Here is an 18,670-nt window from a genome sequence, read left to right as displayed (position 1 = left end):
CAGGCGCCGCCTATGCCGCCAGCCGGTCGAGCAAGGCCAGCATGACCGGCGCGTCCGGCATCGGCAGCACAGCGTCGATCCGTTCGAGCAGGCGCGACTGCAACAGCGCGTTCCGCGCCTTGCCGATGGTGCCGAGCGGTCCGCGGAAGCCGTGATCCTCCCAGGCCATTTCGAGCAGGCTCTCGCTCATCAGGGCTTCGATGAGATCGTCGGCCTGACGCTCGATGCTGATGAGCGGATGGGCCGAGAACACCGTGGGCTGCGGATAGAGGATGACGGGCTTGGCCGGTGCATTGGCCTCCAGCCGTTTCCAGCGGTCCGCATCCTGCAGCACCCATTCGACCAGCTGGTTCTCATAGCCGACGATCAGCGGCTGCGCGCCCGCGCCGCCGGCGATGTAATCGTCGAACAGCTTGCCGGATGACGGCGGCTTGAAGCCCATGCGGCGGAACACGGTGGCGACATCGCCGTCGATCTTGCCCAGCGTCTCCGACATAACGACGTCGCCAGACAACAGACTCGCTGCAAGGCCTGCGAACATAAAACCTGAATTGGATTTGTTCGGATCGGTCGAGACCACCCGGGCACGGCCGAACAGGTCGGAGACGCCGATCGCCGACCAGTTCTCGCCGGCGATGATGGCCTTGAGCAGCTTTGACAGATCCACGGTGTAGCGTGGCCCACCGGCAGGCTGGGCAATGCCGCCCTTCACGAGGCCGTCGGCAATGCGATCCCAGGAATAGAGCACGATCGGCGAGTTGAAGATCACCTGGTCGCGCGAGATCTTGACGCCCGAGGAGCGCGCCACCTCGACCAGCACGGAAGACGATGGCCAGAGGAATTGCGGCTTCTGGTCCAGCAGTGCGCGCTCGCGAACCATTTCGACAGAGCCCGCGCGGCGGCCGTCGAGGATCAATCCGAATCGGCGCTCCAGCGTGTTCTTGACACGGGCGTTGGCGAGAAAGCCCTCCTTCTCGCCGCCGGCAAAGCCGAACAGCCGCTTGGCTTCGCCGAAGCGACCGGCGATCTCGGGATGCTCGCGCAGGTAAACATAGCCGCCGGTCGCCGCCGCGCTCGCAGCGACGAGGCCGATGCCGAAGGCGCGGCGCGAGATAGCCATCAGGACGTTCCTCTCTTGGTCTCGACCGGCGTTGCCGGCGGCATCGGGCCGATGTCCTCGTCAAGCGAGCTTTTCAACAGCTTCAGCTCGATGTCCAGCTTGTCGAGGTCGGCATCCCTGAGATGGGCGGCATAGCGGGTGAAGGCGCCGTCGAGCCGCTCGATCATGTCGCCCGTGGCTGCAAGGCGCGCGGTGTCAGGCACGGCGCTCTTCTCCAGCGTGCGGTAGGCTTCGGCGATCTCGGCTGCGCGCGGCAGATAATAGGTCAGGAACCGTCGCACCCGGTCGAGCCGCAAGGGATCGTTCTCGATGGCTGCAAAAATGTCGCGGGCGATCTGCACGAGATGACGGATGCGGTCGGCGACCGCGCGGGTGCGGATTGCCGATGCGGTATATTCCATCCGTTCGGCCAGCGGCTCGGCTTCGGCCAGCAGCTCGTTTGCGAACTCGATCTTGCCGCGGGCGACGCCGCGGGCTTCCAGCGCGGCGAACCGGTTCCTCGGCGCCAGCGCCACGCCGATGCCGCCCCCGGCAGCCGCGCTGATCGCGAGCGCGATCCAGAACGGCATGGCGAGCCCGATCGCGAGCGACGGCAGCAGCACCGCAGCTGCCGCTCCACCCGCGATCCAGCCAAGCCCGGACGGCATTGCGGCCATTCAGTTGTATCCTCGTACGGCGCGGAACGCGTCGGTGAGACTCTTGCTGCCGTCGAACACGCGTCCGCCGGTCAGCTTTGCCAGATTGTCGAGCTGAGCACGATCTACCTCGGCGCCGAACGTCACCCCAAACACCGGCACGCGATGTCCATCGGCGCGCCAGGCGCTCTCGAACGTCGACATTGCGCCCTGGCTCTTGCCGTCAGTCATGATGACGATTGCCGGCAGATGCTGGCCGTCGTTGAGCTGCGGCTTCATGGCCGCGAGCGCCTGGGCACCGCAGGTATAGAAGTCGGTGCCGCCGCCGGCGCGCAATTCGAGCGCGCGTGCGAGCAGGCCGGTCTGCTCGTTCTCGTCGCCGCTGGCGCGCGCCGACCAGAGAATGTGATCGCTGAATGGCAGGACCAGGATTTCGTCCGACTTTGTCCATTGCACCAGCACCTCGCGGGTCCGCGCCGGCGTGAGCAGGAAACGCATCGCGTCGAGCAGCTGCGTTTCGCCGGCGCCTTGCATGCTGCCGGAGACGTCGAGGCAGAGCGCGGTCAGCGACGGCCGGCGCAGCGCTTCCTGATAGATCAGGAGCGCCTTCTGAATGACCGCGGGTTCCGGTGGACGGATCACGGTCACCGGCCGCGATGGATCGAGATTCGTCTTCGGGTCGGCCGCAAGCGGTGTGGCGCGGCCAATCTCGACCCGCCGGCCGGTCTTGGCGATCCTGGCTTGGGCATCGCCGTTGAGCAGAAAGGTCTGCAAATCGGTGAAAAAGCCCTCGACGTCCTTGCCGCGGCCGCGATCGACGAAGCCGAGCGGCGAGTCGGCAATCGCGACGCCGTCAGCAGGATAGATCGCATAGAGCGGCTCGTGGTTGTCGGCGATCAGCTTGTCGTTGGTCTCCTTGATGACGGCTTCGTAGTTCCAGATCGCCTGGTAATGCGCGCCATTGCGTTCGCCGTCGCGGTAGAGGTCGGCGAGCCAGCCGCTGGAGCCTGCGCTGCGTTCGACGCCTTTCAGTAATCCGCGCGCCGTGGCGAGCACCTCGGGCTTGTCGAGATCGCCGGCCTCGATCAAGTCGGGCTTACCGATCCCGGCCGCCAGCATCGCAAGATAGGCCGCGGCTCCCGAATTCGACTGCGTCGCCGACGTCATCAGGAATTTCAGCTTGCCGCCCTCGACCGCCGCGAGGATGTCCTTGGCGGTCACCTTGGCACCAATCCAGCCCAGCTCCTGCGCCTTGGAAAGCCGCACGCCGAGAATGACCGGCATCTGCACGATCGACTTGACCATCTTCACGCGCCTTGTCGTGTCGAACATGTCGATCCAGATCGAGGCGGCCGGCCACACCGCGTCTGCGCCGGGATCGCCGGCCTTCAGCGCCAGCGCGATGTCGAGCGAACCCTGATAGCGCATGGTGCAGGTCGCGTTGCGCGATTTGCAGAATTCCTGCACCAACGGCTCGAGGATGTCGTTCTCCGAGCCCGAGAGAATGGTGAATTGCGGTCCTGGCCCGCCGCAGCCCGACAACAGGGCGGCCATCAGCGGCACCGCTGCGAGCAATGCCAGCCGGCGCCGCAGGAAACGGAACATCTTCATGCGTGAGCCTTCATGCAACTGCCCTTGTGAAGACGCTTCATGGACGCAGCACGCCTCAAGGCGCAGCCTTGGAGATCGCGGTCTTCAACTCATCCGTTAGTTCCGCCATCCGGTGCTCGATCTCGGCGCGCTTGTTGCGGCCCTGCTCCTGCACGGTGAGTACGCCCGTGATGGTGTCGATCAGGTCCCGGTTGGTCTTCTCCAGGGTCTGGATATCGACGATGCCGCGCTGCGACTGCTTTTCGATCTCGATCGCCTGGGTCTTCATCATCTCGGACGCCTGGCGCATCATCTCGTTGGTCGCGTCGGTGACCGTCTTCTGCAGCTCCAGCGCAGACTTCTGCCGGTTCAATCCGAGTAGCAGGATCATCTTCTGCTTCCAAACCGGTATGGTCAGCTCGGTCGTGGCCTGCAAATTCTCGATCAGCGTCTCGTCGCCGGACTGGACGATGCGGATCTGCGGTAACTGCTGGATGCCGATCTGGCGCGCCTGCTGGAGATAGAAGACGCGCTTCTCCAGCCGGTCGAGCGCCTGGAGCGCGTCCTGATAGGTCTGCGCGGCGAGCATCGCGTCGCTGCCCGCGCCTTGAGCCTTGGCGCTTTGCTCCATCTCGATGAGCTTGCCGCCGCGGAATTCCTCAGTGAACGCCTTGCCGGCCGCGATGTGCGTATCGAGCTGGCCGAGTGCGCCGCGGGTTTGTTCATAGAGATCGTCGAGCAGTGCGATGTCGCGGCGCAGGACCTCCTTGTTGCGGTCGAGCTCGACGCAGACGCGGTCGATCTGCGAAGCGACGTCGTTGAACTGCTCGGTGAAGCGGCGCAGCCGGGCCTCCGCCGACGAGAATATCCGGGTCAGAAAACCCTTGTCCTTGAGGTCAGCGGCATCGAGCCCGCGTGCCTTGCCGAGGACATCCGTCAGCAACTTGCCGGTGCTGCCGAGCTCGCGGTTCTGGGTTTGGGCGAGAATGCGGTCGGCGAACTCGACCACCGAGCGCTGGGCCCGCTCGCCGAACGTGACGAGGCGCGACCGATCCGAAATGTCGATCTCGGACTTGATGCGCGCGACGGCCGAGGCATCCGTCGGCAGTGCCGGGACATTGATGATTTCGCTCACCATTCGCTCCTTGGTTCTTGTCGAGGCAGGATAGCACGTCCTGCCGCTCGGGCAGGAAAGCCCGGCCCATCTGACAGATTGATGACAGCCTGTGGACTTGGTCGGCGGACAGGCCGTTCGCGTTCTGTCGCCGGACGGAATTTTGCAGTGAGTTCAGTTCTTTACGGGAGACAGCGTGCCGGAATCGACCCGCGAATGGCGACGCGTGGCGATGATTGACGGCAGGCGATCAGTCGCATTGAATCGGCAGGAATGTAGGACTGAACGACAACAAGTGGGGATGGAAACGATGGCGCGCAGGATTGCGAAGCTATGTGGATGGCTGGTGGGGACGGCAGCGGCGCTGGGCGCGACCGGCGCGTTCGCGGCGACACTGGCCGAGGATGCGGATACCGTTTGCAAGGGTCTCGTCGGCGGCCCCGACGCCGTCAAGATCGACACCGCGACGTTGCAGACAGCGTCTCAGCTCGCTGTCGCCGAGCGCGGACCGACGCCGTCGGGACGCATCACGCCGGCCAATCCCGTCTTCTGCAAGGTGCTCGGTCATATCGAGCCCGTGGATCCCAAGGCACCGCCGGTCAAATTCCAGGTCAATCTGCCCGTCGAATGGAACGGGCGCTCGGTGCAATATGGCGGCGGTGGTTTTAACGGCGTGCTGATCACCGGCCTCGGTTTGCCGCCGGCCTATCCGTTCGACAAGCCGTCGCCACTCGCGCGCGGCTTCGTCACCTACGGCACCGATTCCGGTCATGAGTCCAAGCCGGGCGAGCCGCCGCAGTTGTTCGCGCTGAATGACGAGGCGTTCGAGAATTTTGCCCATCGCGCCTACAAGAAGGTGCGCGACGCCGCGGTCGTGCTGATGCAGCGCGCTTACGGCAAGAAGCCGGACAAAATGTACTTCATGGGTTCGTCCGAGGGCGGCCGCGAAGGCCTCACCATGGCGCAGCGCTATCCCGATGATTTCGACGGGATCTTTGCGCGCGTGCCTGTCATCAACTGGGTCGGCTTGCAGCATGCCGGCACCCGCTCCGGTCTCGTCACCATGGGCGAGGGCTGGATCAATCCGGCGCAGGTCAAGCTTGTCGGCGATGCGGTGCGGGCCGCTTGCGACAAGGCCGACGGCTCCGACGACGCGCTGGTGCAGGACCCTGTCGCTTGCAAGGCGGCGTTCAAGGTCGAGACATTGCGTTGCGCCGGCGGCAAGAGCGGCGATCAGTGCCTCACAGACGCGCAAATCAAGGCCGTCGATACGCTGCACGCCACCTACAAATTCCCGTTCACGCTCGCCAACGGCCTCGACGACTATCCGGGCTGGGGCGTGTCGGGTGAGGATACGCCGGCGGTCGGGCCGACCGGCGGCTGGATGGCGTGGTGGCTCGGCGCCGCGCCGCCGGCGCAGCCGCCCGCGCCCAACAACGGCATCGCCTGGGTCTACGGCGCTGGCGGCATTCAATATGTGTTCGCGCGCGATCCCAAGCTCGACGTCACCACCTACAAGGTGGAGGAGCACAAGGCGCGGCTGCTCGAGGTCTCGAGCCTCATGGATTCGACCGATCCCGATCTCAGCCGCTTCCGCGCCCACGGCGGCCGGCTGATCATGCTCGAGCACATGGCGGACTACGCGCAGAGCCCTTATGCCGGCATCCGCTATTTCGAGAGCGTCGAGCGCAAGCTCGGCAAGGCCGAGACCGCGGAGTTCGCGCGGCTTTACACCGCGCCCGGCGTCGACCATGTCGGCTCCGGCGCGCCCGCCAATGTCGATATGCTGAGCGCGCTGGTCGACTGGGTCGAGAAGGGCACCGCGCCCGGTGACCTCGAAGTCACCGAGCAGAAGGTCGAAGCGCCGTCATTTGCCGTGACGCGCGCGATGCCGCTGTGCCGCTGGCCGGCCTGGCCGCACTACAAGAGCGGCCCGGTGACGGCGGCGGCGAGCTTTGCTTGCGCGCCGTAAGGCGGCCGGAGCCGACTGCTATAGTGGCGGGTGTTACCCCGCCGCCATGGCCTGTGCGCCGCCGAGCAATTGCGCATTGAGCCGGCCGCCCGAGAACAGCATGTCATCGAGCGCCTCGTCGATATCGGCTGAAATCACCGAGTTGCCGCCATCGCGCGCCAGGCTCGCCTGCGCCAGCCGTCGCATCAATTCCTTGATGAACGCACAGCTCGTGCCCTCGCTGCGGCGTGCGGCTTCGGCGATGACCGCATCGTCGAGCGGCAGTTCCTTGCCGTAGAGCCGGACCAGCTTGCCGCGGCCAGACTCGTCAGGGAGCGGCACTTCGATCGCCTGATCGATGCGGCCCGGGCGACCGGCGAGCGCGCCTTCGAGGTCCTCGGGCCGGTTGGTGGTCAGGACGAACAGGATGTCTGCATCCTCCTTCAGTCCGTCCATCTCGTTGAGCAACTTGTTCAGCATGGATTCTTCACACGGCCCCATGTCGTCGCGATCGCGCGCGATGAGATCGACATCCTCGATCACCACCATCGACGGCTGCAGCAGCCGTGCCAGGCTCATATAGGCTCCGAGCAGGCCGATTTGCTCGGCGGTGATGATCAGCGTCGTGTGTCCAGGCAGGTGTGTCGCGAGATAGCGGATCGTATGGGTCTTGCCGGTGCCTGGCGGCCCGTACAGCAAGATCCCCTTGCGCGTCGATTGGCCAAGATGCCGCAATTGTTCGCGGATGCCGACGAAGTTCAGCACATTGCGATCGAGCAGCCGTAGGGTTTGCTCCGGCAGGATCACCTCGTTGCGCGCGACCTGCGGCAATCGATGCACGGTGATGCCGCGCGACCGCCCGCGATAGTCGGAGTCGGCATCGAGCGACAGGATCTTGCCGCGATAAGTCCGTGCGGCCTGGACGGCCTCTTCCAACTCGCTGAAGCATTGCTGGACCAGGGCCGCGCCTGCTGAGCCCGATGGCACCAGGATCTCGATCCGAATACCCGGCTCGCGACTGTATTCGCGGTGGGCGCAGAGCAAAACCGCATAGCGGAGATGATCCTGCCCGCACAGCCATAGTCCGTTATCCAGACATTTGACCGGGCTCTTCTCGCCCACGTCGACGTCTGAATATTGCAGCGGGGCGATCGCGACCGCATAGCGGCCACTCTTGAGAAGCCGCGAAATCGACAGCGTTTCATAGCGCTGCTCCTCGTTCAGCCCGAACAACCGGATCGCCTTGCCGAAGAGCCGATCGACTGCTGCCTGGACATCGACCCGCATGTGGCCAGGAAATTGGCGGATCGTGGTCACGAGTTTACTGCGCGCGATGGCGGCAAAGTGCCAATCAAGGACGTCGCAGGCAAAGTCGAAATCTTGTTCGTTCGAGGGCCCGTCCGCTGCACGCATGCATTCGCCACACAGCCAGACCGTGCGGTTGCCGATCCGAACGTCCGTCTTCCCCTCCCGCTTGCCACAGAGTTCGCAAGCAGTCTTGATCGCCTCAAGCGTGACCTGCAACCGGTGGCCGGCCACGCCGATGGATTGTTGTGCGGATTTGAAAAGGGCCTCGGCGACGGATTGCGGGTAAGGCCCGCAGATCGCCTTTTCCTTCTGCTCGATCTGAGTCATCAGCGCGGTCGCTTCACGCTCGGTTTTGCCGAAAACCTGACGGAGCAGATCCATCACGAATTGGTCCGGCGTATCGTCGTCATTATGAATGACGAGCTGGGTCGGCTGGCTCTCGCTACGCATACTACTCATCACGAAAGATCTCCGAGACAATCTATGATTGAACAGAACGAATAGGGAACATAAAACGAAGCGGCCGTCAAGCGTGACGGCCGCGACAAATTGCAATCATAGGCGAGGTCTAGTGCGCGCCACCCCCGCCGGCCGCCTTCACCCGGCGCGTCAGCAGCACTGCGATGGCGGCGAGCACCAGCACCACGCCAATGACGGCAAAGGTGTCCGAATAGCCCATCACCAGCGCCTGGCGCTTCACCGTCTTGCCCAGCGCGATGATCGCCTGCTCGCGCGCGGCGTTGGGGTCCGGCACGCCATGGGCGATGAAGTAGTCGGTCATCTGCGCGATGCGGGTGCGGACTTCCTCGCGGCCGAGCGTCACGGAATGACCGATGATGTTGGAGTGGAATTGCTCGCGCTTGGTGACAATGGTGGCAAGCACCGCGGTGCCGATGGCGCCGCCGAGGTTGCGCATCATGTTAGAGATGCCCGAAGCGGCGGGGGCATCCTGCGGCGCGACGCTGCCGAGGCTGAGCGCAGACAGCGGCGCGAGCGTCAGCGCCTGTCCCACGGCGCGCACGACGTTGGGGATGAAGAACTGATCGCCGGAGTAATCGACCGACATCATGATGTTCATGAACGAGCTCGCGGCGAACAGCAGCAGACCTACGGTGGCGATGTAGCGGGTGTCGAACCGCTGCATCAGTTTCGGCACCAGCGGAATCAGCAGGAGCTGCGGCAGGCCGGTCCAGGCCAGCACGTTGCCGATCTGCTCGGCATTGTAGCCCTGCACTTGGCCGAGATAGGCCGGCAGCAGATAGACTGAGCCGAACAGCGCGAAGCCGAGGAACACCGCGGCGAGCGTGCCGACACCGAAATTCCACTGCGTCAGCAGGCGCAGACGGAGCAACGGCTTCTCGACCACGAGCTCGTTATAGATGAACAGCAACAGGCTGACCGCGGCGATGATGGCGAGCCGCACGATGAAGGGCGAGCCGAACCAGTCATCCTTGTTGCCTTCCTCGAGCACGGCCTGGAGCGAGGCGAGACCGACCGCCATGGTCGCGATGCCAAACCAGTCGCCCTCGCGCAGCAGTCCGAGGTTGATCGGCTGACGCTCAAGGGTGAGGAAGAGGATGGTCACCATGACCGCGGTGGGCAGCACGTTGACATAGAAAATGGTCTGCCAGCCGTAATTCTCGGTGAGATAGCCGCCGATGGTCGGGCCGATTGCGGGTGCAAACGTCACGGCGAGCGAGAACATCGCGAGCCCGATCGGCTGCTGACCCTTCGGCAGCTTGGTGAAGACCAGCGTGAAGGCCATCGGGATCAGCACGCCGCCAAAGAAGCCCTGGAAGCCACGCATCGCGATCATCGATGGCAAATCGTGGGTGAACGCACATGCGACAGAGAAGGCCGCAAACAGCGAGGCGAAGCTCAGCATGATGTTGCGGAACGAGAACACCCGCGACAGATAGTCGGTCAGCGGAATCACGATGATCTCGCCGATCAGGTACGAGGTCGAGATCCAGGATCCGTTGTCGACACCGGTGCCGATGCCGCCCTCGATGTTGAGCAGCGAGGCGTTGGTGATCTGGATGTTCAGGATCGCCATGAAGGCGCCGATCATCGCCGCGAAGACGGCGATCCAGATCGTGGCGCTCGCGCGATTGGGATCGGCTGCGACGCGCTCAGGCGTCGCGGCCGGTGTTGCGGGTGCTGGCGTCGAGATTGAGAGGCTGTTTGACATGGCACGACCCTCCGGAAACAAGCTTTGCTTTCGCCTTGGGCGTCGTTGCCGCTTGCGCGGTCGGCGCTGAACGGGTTGCGATCGTCGGGATGACGGACATGCCGGGCCGCAGCTCGATCGCAGGCTGCGTTTCGGCATCCAGCGCGATCTTCACGGGGATGCGCTGCACGATCTTGGTGAAATTGCCGGTGGCGTTGTCCGGCGGCAGCAGGGCGAACTCCTGGCCGCTGGCCGGCGCGATGGAATCGACGTGGCCGTGCACGACCTGGCCCGGGAAGGTATCGACCTCGATCTCGACTTGCTGGCCGGCGCGGACGTGAGTGAGCTGGGTCTCCTTGAAATTGGCCACCACATAGGCGCCTTCGGCCGGCACGATCGACATCAGCTGTGTTCCGGCCTGGACATATTGGCCGACGCGGAGCGTGCGGTTGCCGATGACGCCGTCGATCGGAGAGACGATCGTGGTGTAGCCGAGATTGAGCTCGGCCTGGTGCTGGAGCGCGGCCGCGCGGGCAGCCGCAGCGTTGGCTTGCGCGATCTCGGCCTTGAGGAGCTCGACCTGCTTGAGCGCGGAGGCAAGATTGGCGGTGTCGCGCTGGATTGCGGCCTCGGCGCCGGCGTTGCGCGACTGCGCCTGCTGCGCGTTCTGCACGCTGCCATAGCCCGTCGCGGCGAGATCCGTGTAACGCTTGTTCTCCTGCTGCGCGAAGGTCTTCGCGGCCGTGTCGACATCGATGGTCGCCTTGGCCGCGGCGATCACTGCGTCCTGAACGTCGAGCTGCGCCCGCTTGCTCGTGATCGTCGCATTCGCGGCGGCGACATCGGCCTTGGCCTGGTCGAGCGCGACACGGAAGTCGCGGTCGTCGATGCGCGCCAGCACCTGGCCGGCCTTCACATGCTCGTTATCGCCGACCAGAACGCGGTCGAGATAGCCGCTGACCTTCGGTGCGATGGTGGTGTTGTCGGCCTTCACATAGGCGTCATCGGTGGAGACGAGGAAGCGCCCGACGGTCCAGTAATCGTAGCCATACCAGCTCGCCCCGGCGAGGGTCAGGGCGGCCACCCCCGCCAACAACAACTTGCGAAGGTTCAGCTTTCGGCGCGGCACGGTGGGCAGGAAGCCCTCCGGAGCGGCGGTTGGAACCAGTTTGGCTTCAATCTTGGACGGGTCGGTGTGCGCGGTCATGGCCGGCTCCCCTGAATTAGGAAACTTGACGATTTCCAAAATAGGACTAGCTTTGGGACTGTCAATGGAATGACAGGCATCATTTAAAAACATGGCTCAGGCAAAATCGGAAAGTGAGTGCCGCCCGCGCGGACGCCCGCCGGTGCGCAGCGACGAGGAGACGAAGACAATCGTCCTCGAAGCCGCGCGGCACACGTTCGCGGTCGAAGGCTATGCTGCGACCAGCACCGAAGAGCTGGCGCGCCGCGCGGGCATCTCGACCAAGACTCTGTATCGCCTCTTTCCCGGCAAGGCTGCGCTGTTCGAGGCGATGTGCGCAGACAGGCTCGAGCGGCTGCTCTCTGCCGTCGATCTCCAGGCCAGCGATGACGTCGACATCGAAACGGGCTTGCGCGCCGCGCTGATGGCTTGCGCCGATCTCGCGCTCGATCCGGAAGTCGTGGCGCTGCAGCGCATGGTGCTGCAGCAATCCGCCACATTTCCCGAGCTCGCTGCAAACTTCTACACCAACGGCATTGCCCGCACCGCCAAAGCACTTGCCGGCTGGCTGCGCCTTCAGGTCAAGCGCAAGCGGATCGTCATCGACGATGTCGAGGAAGTGGCCGGCATGCTGATCGGCATGGTCGCATCGGCGCCGCAGCGCGCCGCGATCTATGGCGGTGCACCTCTGCCGTCACGCAAGCAAATCGAACGTCGCGTGCAGACCTGCGCGGCGCTGTTCCTCGACGGCTGCCGCGCCAAATCGTCCTAGCGGCGCACTTTTGACAATCAAATCCGCTTCCGCTATGTATTTCGCATGCGAAGTAAAGAGACCGCGGCGAGGCATCATCGGCTGATCTATCTGCTGAACGTCGCGCAACGACGGTTGCAGCGCTGGATGGCGGCGCAGCCCTCGAACGAGGTGACGCCGGCGCAGGCGGGGCTGCTGTTCATCCTCGGCAAGCAGGACGGCGTCCTGATGGGCGAGGCGGGCGCGGCGCTCGATATGGGGCCGGCCGGCATCTCCGGCCTGGTCGATCGCAGTGCTGCGGCGAGGCTGGTCGAGCGGCGGGCTGACCGCGAGGACCGGCGCGCCTGGCGCGTGTGGCTGACGCCAAAGGGCCGCACCGTGCTGGCGCAGGCGAAGAGCGACGCGGCTACGGTCAACGCGGCGCTGACCGAAGGATTTACCAGCGCGGAGATCGACATCGTCGCGCGCTGGCTGACGAGCATTCAGGACAAGTTTCCAAGAGACCTGACGAGAGACCCAGAGGAATAACAGGAGAGACCCATGACCGAGCATGTCCGGATCGAGAACCAGGGTGGAATTCTCACGCTCACCCTGGCGCGCCCTGACAAGAAGAACGCGCTGACGGATGCGATGTACGGCAAGCTCGCCGACACCATCGAATCCGCGGAGTCTGATCCGTCCGTCCGCGTGATCCTGATCCGCGGCGAGGGCGACATGTTCACCGCCGGCAACGATGTCGGCGAGTTCGCCGCGGTCGCTGCCGGCAAGTCGGAAGGCAGCCGCAACGTCATCCGCTTCATCCAGTCGCTGGCGCGCTGCACCCGTCCGCTGGTTGCGGCGGTGCAGGGCCGCGCCGTCGGCGTCGGCACCACGATGCTCTTGCATTGCGATCTCATCGTGCTCGCCGACAATGCGCAATTGTCGACGCCTTTCGTCAGTCTTGCGCTGGTGCCGGAGGCCGCGTCGAGCCTGCTGATGCCGGCGCGCATCGGCTATGCGCGCGCCTATGAGATGTTCGCCCTCGGCGAGACCGTGCCGGCCAAAGCCGCGCTGGAATGGGGCCTGGCCAACCGCGTGGTGCCGCTCGCCAAGCTCGACGCCGAGGCGCTCGCGCTCGCCCAGCGTCTTGCCCGACAGCCGGCCGGTGCACTCACCGCAACCAAGAAGCTGATGCGCAACGGCGAGGCGCTGGTCGCGCAGATGCAGGCCGAGGGCGAGCAGTTCGCACAGCGCCTGCGCACGGCCGAGGCGCGCGAGGCCTTCACGGCGTTTGCCGAACGCCGCCCGCCGGATTTCACGAAGGTCGCGTGACGCCCAGGCCTGACTAGAGGTTTGGCAAGCCGGGAACTCCCGGCATTTGACTAAAACCTTAACGGAACGTTGGCATGTCGCAAGGCAAGGTGGCCGCTCGTGAAGCGCAGGTCCCTTGACCCATGTCCATGTTTAGGAATTCGGTAAGTTCGCTTCTCCTGACCCTGATGGCCTTGCTGGCCGCCGGCGCGCTGGCCAGCACGGCGATCCAGATGGTCGGGGCTCTCGGCCGCTACAGCGACAGTCTCGAGACGGCGCGGCTCGCCGCGGCCGACAAGGCGATCTTCCACGGGGTGCTGGCGCTGCGCAACAATCGCGGCGACGCTCAGAGCGCCATCCTTGGCGAGGACGATCCGCACAGCAAGCTCGGTGAAGCCGAAAAGGCGGAGCAGGGCGGTTATGATGGCATCAGTGCCGCGCTCGCCACTGTCGATTTCGTCCGCCGCGACGAGCTTGCCAGCACGCTGAAGCAGCGCTGGAGCGAGGCCGCACCGCAATTCCAGCTGTTCTACGACGAGGCCAAGCGTCCGCGCGCCGAGCGCAAGATCGAGCGGACCAATTCCTGGTACGACGCCGTCACCAAAGTCATCGAGACCGCGAACCTTGCCTCGACCGCGGTATCGAACCGCGCCTGGATGGACGATCCCTTTATCGCCCGCATGATCCAGGTCCGCCGTCTCGCCTGGCAGGTGCGCGACCGCTATGGAATCCATTGCTCGATGTTGCGTTCGAACGTCAACAGCAGCAAGCCGCTCGACGACACCCAGAAGCGGTCGGTGGCGCAATGGGACGGCACCATCGCCTCTGGCTGGTCCGGCATGGACGAACTGCTGGCCGCGCCCGATGTGGCGGGGGAACTGGTCACCGCGGCCAAGGAGGCGCGCGTCAAGACCGAGGGCGTCCTCAAGCAGATCGGGGATATCACCAAGAATTTTGACGGCAGCGGCAAGCCGGCGATGGCAGCTTCGGAGTGGAACACGCTGTGCCAGTCGCCGTTCCCGCTGATCGTTGCTGTCGCGACCAAGGCGCTCGACCAGTCAATCGCGCGCGCCGAGACGGTACAGGCGAAGGCGCTGACCAACCTCGTGGTGCAGTCGCTGGCCTTCCTGCTGGCGCTCGCCGTGACGCTCACCGGCGTGTACGTCGTGCGCAATCGCCTGATGCGTCCGGTGCGCGCCATTCTCGACGCCATCGCCCGGATCAGCGCCCGTGACTATGCGACGCCGGTTCCGCAATCCCGATATCCCGACGAGTTTGGCACTATGGCCGCCGCGCTCGAAAGCCTGCGCGAGAGCGCGGCGACCGCGGAACGTCTGGGCCAGGAGCGCGAATCGCAGCAGGCGCTGCAGCTTGCCCGCTCCGGTACCGTCGATGACGCGTGCCGTAGTTTCGACGACACCGTGCAAGCGGTGATCCACAGCGTCGCCGCGTCGACCAAGGAGCTCGATGCCACCGCGACCGAAGTGCGCACGCTGGTGTCGGAATCGAGCAGCCAGACGGCTGCGGTCTCTTCAGCCGCCGAGCAGGCCACCAACAATCTCGAAAGCATTGCGGCTGCGACCGAGGAGCTCTCGGCCTCCGTCGGCGAAATCTCCGCGCAGGTGCAGTCCAGTGCACGCGATGCCCGCGAAGCGGTGTCGCAGGTGGAGCAGACCAACGCCACCGTCGAGATCCTCGACCAGACCGCGGGCCGCATCAGCGAAGTCGTGAAGATGATCCACGCCATCGCCGGCCAGACCAACCTCTTAGCTTTGAACGCCACCATCGAGGCGGCCCGCGCCGGCGAAGCCGGCCGCGGCTTTGCGGTGGTTGCCGGCGAGGTCAAGAGCCTCGCGGCGCAGACCGCGACCGCAACGGAAGAAATCTCGCGTCAGGTCGAGGAAATTCAGGGTGCGACCGGGCAGGCGGTCGCCGCCATCCGCTCGATCGGGGGCGCCATCAGCGGCATCGACGAGAAGATGACCGCGATTGCCGCCGCCGTGGAACAGCAGCGTGCGGCCACCACCGAGATCTCGCGCAACTTCCAGCATGCCGCCCAGGGCACCCGTGAGGTCACCGATACCATCGGCAGCGTCGCCAAGCTCAACCAGAAGACCGGCAATGCCGGCACGGTGCTGTTCCAGTCCGTGACCAAGATGTCGGCGGACGCCGACCGCCTCCGCGTCGCGGTCGAGGGCTTCCTTGGCGCGGTGAAGACTGCTTAAGCTTGCATTCCCTGTTCAACGGCGCGCGGATCGGCATTGCCGCGCGCGCGTGCGCCCTGTAAATGGTAGCGGTACCATGCTCTAACATACCCCGCAGGCGCATCAAAACTAGCGGCAAGACCACAGGGAGATAATTTCGATGCCGGTCACCCCACACAGCGCCCAGCGCCCCTATCGCGGCGTATTCCCGGTTGCGCCCACCATCTTCGATGAGCACGGCGAGCTCGACCTCGAGGGCCAGCGCCGCTGCATCGATTTCATGATCGATGCCGGCTCGAACGGCATCTGCATTCTCGCCAATTTCTCCGAGCAGTTCGTGCTGACCGACGCCGAGCGCGAGACCGTGATGCATGCGGTGCTGGAGCAAGTCGCAGGCCGCGTGCCCGTGATCGTCACCACCACTCATTTCAGCTCGGCCGTGTGTGCGGCGCGGAGCCAGCAGGCCGAGGCCGCCGGTGCGGCCATGGTCATGGTGATGCCGCCCTATCACGGTGCCACCTTCCGCGTGCCGGAGAAAGGCATCGTCGAATTCTTCAGGGTGCTTTCGGGTGCGATCAACATCCCGATCATGATCCAGGATGCGCCGGTGGCCGGCACGCCACTGTCGGTCGAGCTGCTGGCGCGGCTGGCGCGCGACTTCGGCAACATCCGCTATTTCAAGATCGAGGTCGCAGGCGCGGCATCAAAGCTCCGCAGCCTGATCGAAGCGGGCGGCAAGGATATCGAAGGTCCCTGGGACGGCGAGGAGGCGATCACGCTGCTCGCCGATCTCGATGCGGGCGCGACCGGCGCCATGACCGGTGGCGGCTATCCCGACGGCATTCGCCAAATCATCGATCCCTATTTTGCCGGCAAGCGCGAGGAGGCGAAGGCCGCCTATGAACGCTGGCTGCCGCTGATCAACTACGAGAACCGCCAATGCGGCCTGATCGCCTGCAAGGCGATGATGCAGGCCGGCGGTGTGATCAAGTCAGACACGGTCCGTCATCCGCTGCAGCCGCTGCATCCGGCGACACGGGCGGGATTGCTGGAATTGGCCAAGGAGCGCGACGCGCTGGCGTTGCGGTGGGGGAAGTAGGTCTCTCCACCGTCATTGCGAGGAGCTCTTGCGACGAAGCAATCCAGACTATCACCGCAGAGACATTTCTGGATTGCTTCGCTTCGCTCGCAATGACGGAGATTGCCGTGCGACCCGGGCTAACTCGCCAGCTTCCACTCGCCGACGATGCGGAACCGCGCCTTGGCATCATCCTGCCTGAACAGTGTGACGCGATCGATCTCCAGCGTAGCGAGCTTTAGCGTCGCAAATCTCGCCCGCAGCATCTCCAGAATCGGCCAGCGCCGCTCCGCATCCAGCCGCCCCGTCAGCGTCATGTGGAAGCGGAATTCTTCCATGACGTAAGGATAGCCCCAGAGGTCGAGATATTCACGCTGCCGCTCGCTGAGCTTTTCGGGTCTTCGCCGCGCGCGGTCTTCCGCCGTCAGGGGCCGACGAAATGAATCGAAATCGCGAGCGCAGTCGGCCGCCAGTTGCCGGAGTGCGTCGATTGGCTCGGCCGGGATGACGGCAATGAAGCCGCTGATGGTATCGACCACCGGCTGGATCACCGGCATCGGCCGCGCCTTTTCGGCGAATGTCGCGCAGGCCGCTACGAGCTCGGCCTCGGTCCTGCCGGGCGCCAGCGCCATCGGCGCCTTCAGCGTGCCGTGAAAGCCGTATTTGCGGGGATCGGCGGTAATGTCGCGCCAGTCCGGCGCGACATGCAGGGCGTCCTGCGGAAACGAAATCTCGTCGCCCGTATAGGCATCATAGCCAAGCAACCCGGCGCCGAAGCGGGACAGCGCATGGTCGGCGCCGGCGGCAAAATAGATCGCGTAGCGGGGAAAACCTGTCATTGCCTGAGCGTAACCAATTTATGCCGCGACGACAGTCTCGCGCGGCATCACCGCAGTGCCGAGCAGCCGCGTCGCATCGGTGAGATGCGCGAGCTTGCCGGCGGCGATCACTGCGACCAGCCGCGGCCGCTGCGGCGTGCTGTCGTCGACCAGCAGGATGTCGGCGCGATGGCCTGCGGCGAGCGTGCCGCGATCGGTGAGGCCTGTCGCTTGCGCCGGTGCTAACGAGATCAGCTTCCAGGCCTCCGTCAGCGGCAGCACGCCGTCTGCGGCAAGGCGGAAGGCGGCGAGCAGCGGCGCCGGATAGTAATAGTCGGATGCCAGCACCGAGCAGAGCCCCTTCGCGATCATGTCCGAGGCCCTGGTCCAGCCGGTGTGGCTGCCGCCGCGCACGACGTTCGGCGCGCCGTAGACGATGGCGTCGCCATGATCTGCGGCTTCGCGTGCCGTCTCCTCGTTGATCGGGAACTCGGCGAGCCTCACGCCCAGGGCACGAAAGCCCTGGCGCATCGCCGGGGTGGCATCGTCATGCGACAGCATCCGCACCTCGGCCGCACGAGCCGCCGCGGCGAGCCGGGTGATCGAAGCCGGAACATCGGCGGCGCGCGAGACAATATGCGCGACGAGCTTGTCGAACGCCTCGCTCGACAGTCCGGTGCGCTCCACCATGCGGTTGCGCTTGCGCGGATTGGAGATGTCGGCGACGACGCCGTCCATGTGGTCGTTGAAGGCGAACAGGTCGACGCGCCCCTCGGCGAGCCATTGGCCGATCTCGGCCTCGGCATCGAGATTGTAGGTCTCGTGCCGCAGGTGAAAGCGGGTGTCGGCGGCGAAGTGCGGACGCTGCCGCTCGATCGCCTCGAGCAGGCGCCTTGCATTGTCGCCGCTGCGCAGGCCCGGCTCCCACGACCAGGTCGTGGCGTGGAACACCGTGGTGATGCCGTTGCCGATGACCTGGCGATCGGTGTCGGCAAGCGCGACGTCGATCGGGAAATCGACGCCGGCGCGCGGCATCATCTGTCGCTCGAAGGCATCGCCGTGCAGATCGACGATGCCCGGCAGTACCAGCAGGTTGCGCGCATCGATCGCCAGCCGCGCGCGGCCGCGAGACGCATCGATCTGCGCGATGTCGGTTCCCGATACTGCAAGGGAGGTTTCGGCGAGCTCGGAGCCGATCAGGGCCCGGCCACCTTCGATGAAAATGTCTGTCACGCGACCGCGCTTCGTTTGCTGGCAGAGGAATGTGCCCCTGCTTCGTATGCCGTCAGGAAATCTTCAATTGCGAGCTTGCGGAAATCGGGCAGTGCCGCACGCAATTTGTCGTGATCCCAGTCCCACCATGCCAGCCTGGCGAGCCGTCCGGCAACCTCTTCCGAGAACCGCCGCCGCACGATGCGCGCCGGATTGCCGGCGACGATGGTCGGTTGGACCGAA

The 18,670-nt window shown here is 65.0% G+C and carries 15 protein-coding genes and 1 pseudogene; 6 read left to right on the top strand and 10 right to left on the bottom strand.

Annotated elements, in window-relative coordinates:
• Positions 1-10: 10 nt before the first annotated feature.
• The 4 genes from ACP2YP_RS37210 to ACP2YP_RS37195 form a co-directional block, all read right to left on the bottom strand.
• Positions 11-1,120 (bottom strand): hypothetical protein, encoded by a 1,110-nt coding sequence (locus ACP2YP_RS37210; protein WP_426421265.1) that lies wholly within the window; start codon positions 1,118-1,120, stop codon positions 11-13.
• Positions 1,120-1,776: a 5-bromo-4-chloroindolyl phosphate hydrolysis family protein gene (locus ACP2YP_RS37205; RefSeq protein ID WP_426421264.1), complete on the bottom strand. Its 657-nt coding sequence runs from the start codon at positions 1,774-1,776 to the stop codon at positions 1,120-1,122. The genes ACP2YP_RS37210 and ACP2YP_RS37205 overlap by 1 nt, the downstream gene beginning before the upstream one ends.
• Positions 1,777-3,360 carry a substrate-binding domain-containing protein gene (locus ACP2YP_RS37200; protein ID WP_426426410.1) on the bottom strand — a complete coding sequence of 528 codons (1,584 nt, stop codon included), beginning with the start codon at positions 3,358-3,360 and terminating at the stop codon, positions 1,777-1,779.
• A gap of 61 nt (positions 3,361-3,421) precedes the next feature.
• Positions 3,422-4,480, bottom strand: a complete 1,059-nt coding sequence (locus ACP2YP_RS37195) for a toxic anion resistance protein (protein WP_426421263.1) — start codon at positions 4,478-4,480, stop codon at positions 3,422-3,424.
• A gap of 289 nt (positions 4,481-4,769) precedes the next feature.
• Between ACP2YP_RS37195 and ACP2YP_RS37190 the strand changes: the two genes are divergently transcribed.
• Positions 4,770-6,431: a tannase/feruloyl esterase family alpha/beta hydrolase gene (locus ACP2YP_RS37190; protein ID WP_426421262.1), complete on the top strand. Its 1,662-nt coding sequence runs from the start codon at positions 4,770-4,772 to the stop codon at positions 6,429-6,431.
• Between the two features lie 33 nt (positions 6,432-6,464).
• Here ACP2YP_RS37190 and ACP2YP_RS37185 read toward each other — a convergent pair whose 3' ends face one another.
• The 3 genes from ACP2YP_RS37185 to ACP2YP_RS37175 form a co-directional block, all read right to left on the bottom strand.
• Positions 6,465-8,177, bottom strand: coding sequence for an ATP-dependent Clp protease adaptor ClpS (locus ACP2YP_RS37185; protein ID WP_426421261.1), 1,713 nt, complete (start codon positions 8,175-8,177; stop codon positions 6,465-6,467).
• A gap of 109 nt (positions 8,178-8,286) precedes the next feature.
• The gene (locus tag ACP2YP_RS37180; protein WP_426421260.1) at positions 8,287-9,909 is read right to left on the bottom strand and encodes an MDR family MFS transporter; all 1,623 of its coding nucleotides are present in this window, start codon (positions 9,907-9,909) and stop codon (positions 8,287-8,289) included.
• Entirely contained in the window at positions 9,851-11,095 is a 1,245-nt protein-coding gene (locus ACP2YP_RS37175) for an HlyD family secretion protein (protein ID WP_426421259.1), read from the bottom strand. Before ACP2YP_RS37175 ends, ACP2YP_RS37180 begins: the two co-directional genes overlap by 59 nt.
• Positions 11,096-11,237: 142 nt before the next feature.
• Here ACP2YP_RS37175 and ACP2YP_RS37170 point away from each other — a divergent pair, with 142 nt between their 5' ends.
• The 5 genes from ACP2YP_RS37170 to ACP2YP_RS37150 all read left to right on the top strand — a co-directional run bounded on the left by ACP2YP_RS37170 (position 11,238) and on the right by ACP2YP_RS37150 (position 16,418).
• On the top strand, positions 11,238-11,846 hold the full coding sequence (locus ACP2YP_RS37170; RefSeq protein ID WP_426421258.1) for a TetR/AcrR family transcriptional regulator: 609 nt from the start codon (positions 11,238-11,240) through the stop codon (positions 11,844-11,846).
• Positions 11,847-11,891: 45 nt separating this feature from the next.
• Positions 11,892-12,353: a MarR family winged helix-turn-helix transcriptional regulator gene (locus tag ACP2YP_RS37165; RefSeq protein ID WP_426421257.1), complete on the top strand. Its 462-nt coding sequence runs from the start codon at positions 11,892-11,894 to the stop codon at positions 12,351-12,353.
• Between the two features lie 12 nt (positions 12,354-12,365).
• Entirely contained in the window at positions 12,366-13,136 is a 771-nt protein-coding gene (locus ACP2YP_RS37160) for an enoyl-CoA hydratase (protein WP_426421256.1), read from the top strand.
• A gap of 122 nt (positions 13,137-13,258) precedes the next feature.
• The gene (locus tag ACP2YP_RS37155; protein ID WP_426421255.1) at positions 13,259-15,340 is read left to right on the top strand and encodes a methyl-accepting chemotaxis protein; all 2,082 of its coding nucleotides are present in this window, start codon (positions 13,259-13,261) and stop codon (positions 15,338-15,340) included.
• A 139-nt stretch (positions 15,341-15,479) separates the two neighbouring features.
• A complete protein-coding gene (locus ACP2YP_RS37150; protein WP_426421254.1) occupies positions 15,480-16,418 on the top strand; it encodes a dihydrodipicolinate synthase family protein in 939 nt (312 codons plus the stop codon).
• A gap of 119 nt (positions 16,419-16,537) precedes the next feature.
• On the opposite strand, the gene ACP2YP_RS37145 is transcribed toward ACP2YP_RS37150, so the two are convergent.
• From ACP2YP_RS37145 to ACP2YP_RS37135, 3 genes and pseudogenes are all read right to left on the bottom strand, one after another.
• A complete protein-coding gene (locus tag ACP2YP_RS37145) occupies positions 16,538-17,236 on the bottom strand; it encodes a DUF1045 domain-containing protein (protein ID WP_426421253.1) in 699 nt (232 codons plus the stop codon).
• A gap of 18 nt (positions 17,237-17,254) precedes the next feature.
• Positions 17,255-18,448 (bottom strand): alpha-D-ribose 1-methylphosphonate 5-triphosphate diphosphatase, encoded by a 1,194-nt coding sequence (locus ACP2YP_RS37140; RefSeq protein WP_426421252.1) that lies wholly within the window; start codon positions 18,446-18,448, stop codon positions 17,255-17,257.
• Positions 18,445-18,657: pseudogene (locus ACP2YP_RS37135) on the bottom strand (chloramphenicol acetyltransferase); the annotation flags it as partial. The pseudogene ACP2YP_RS37135 and the gene ACP2YP_RS37140, both read right to left, overlap by 4 nt.
• Positions 18,658-18,670: the final 13 nt, after the last annotated feature.

Origin of the sequence: Bradyrhizobium genosp. A (assembly GCF_049949275.1) — a bacterium.
GTDB lineage: Bacteria > Pseudomonadota > Alphaproteobacteria > Rhizobiales > Xanthobacteraceae > Bradyrhizobium.
This window is presented reverse-complemented; position numbering and strand designations above follow the sequence as displayed.

Excerpts from the sequence above, each read along its gene's own strand:
- ACP2YP_RS37165 (WP_426421257.1), top strand. The coding sequence starts at position 11,892 with ATGCGAAGTAAAGAGACCGCGGCGAGGCATCATCGGCTGATCTATCTG.
- ACP2YP_RS37175 (WP_426421259.1), bottom strand. The coding sequence starts at position 11,095 with ATGACCGCGCACACCGACCCGTCCAAGATTGAAGCCAAACTGGTTCCA.
- ACP2YP_RS37190 (WP_426421262.1), top strand. The coding sequence starts at position 4,770 with ATGGCGCGCAGGATTGCGAAGCTATGTGGATGGCTGGTGGGGACGGCA.
- ACP2YP_RS37160 (WP_426421256.1), top strand. The coding sequence starts at position 12,366 with ATGACCGAGCATGTCCGGATCGAGAACCAGGGTGGAATTCTCACGCTC.
- ACP2YP_RS37185 (WP_426421261.1), bottom strand. The coding sequence starts at position 8,177 with ATGAGTAGTATGCGTAGCGAGAGCCAGCCGACCCAGCTCGTCATTCAT.
- ACP2YP_RS37155 (WP_426421255.1), top strand. The coding sequence starts at position 13,259 with ATGTCCATGTTTAGGAATTCGGTAAGTTCGCTTCTCCTGACCCTGATG.
- ACP2YP_RS37180 (WP_426421260.1), bottom strand. The coding sequence starts at position 9,909 with ATGTCAAACAGCCTCTCAATCTCGACGCCAGCACCCGCAACACCGGCC.
- ACP2YP_RS37200 (WP_426426410.1), bottom strand. The coding sequence starts at position 3,360 with ATGTTCCGTTTCCTGCGGCGCCGGCTGGCATTGCTCGCAGCGGTGCCG.
- ACP2YP_RS37145 (WP_426421253.1), bottom strand. The coding sequence starts at position 17,236 with ATGACAGGTTTTCCCCGCTACGCGATCTATTTTGCCGCCGGCGCCGAC.
- ACP2YP_RS37205 (WP_426421264.1), bottom strand. The coding sequence starts at position 1,776 with ATGGCCGCAATGCCGTCCGGGCTTGGCTGGATCGCGGGTGGAGCGGCA.
- ACP2YP_RS37150 (WP_426421254.1), top strand. The coding sequence starts at position 15,480 with ATGCCGGTCACCCCACACAGCGCCCAGCGCCCCTATCGCGGCGTATTC.
- ACP2YP_RS37210 (WP_426421265.1), bottom strand. The coding sequence starts at position 1,120 with ATGGCTATCTCGCGCCGCGCCTTCGGCATCGGCCTCGTCGCTGCGAGC.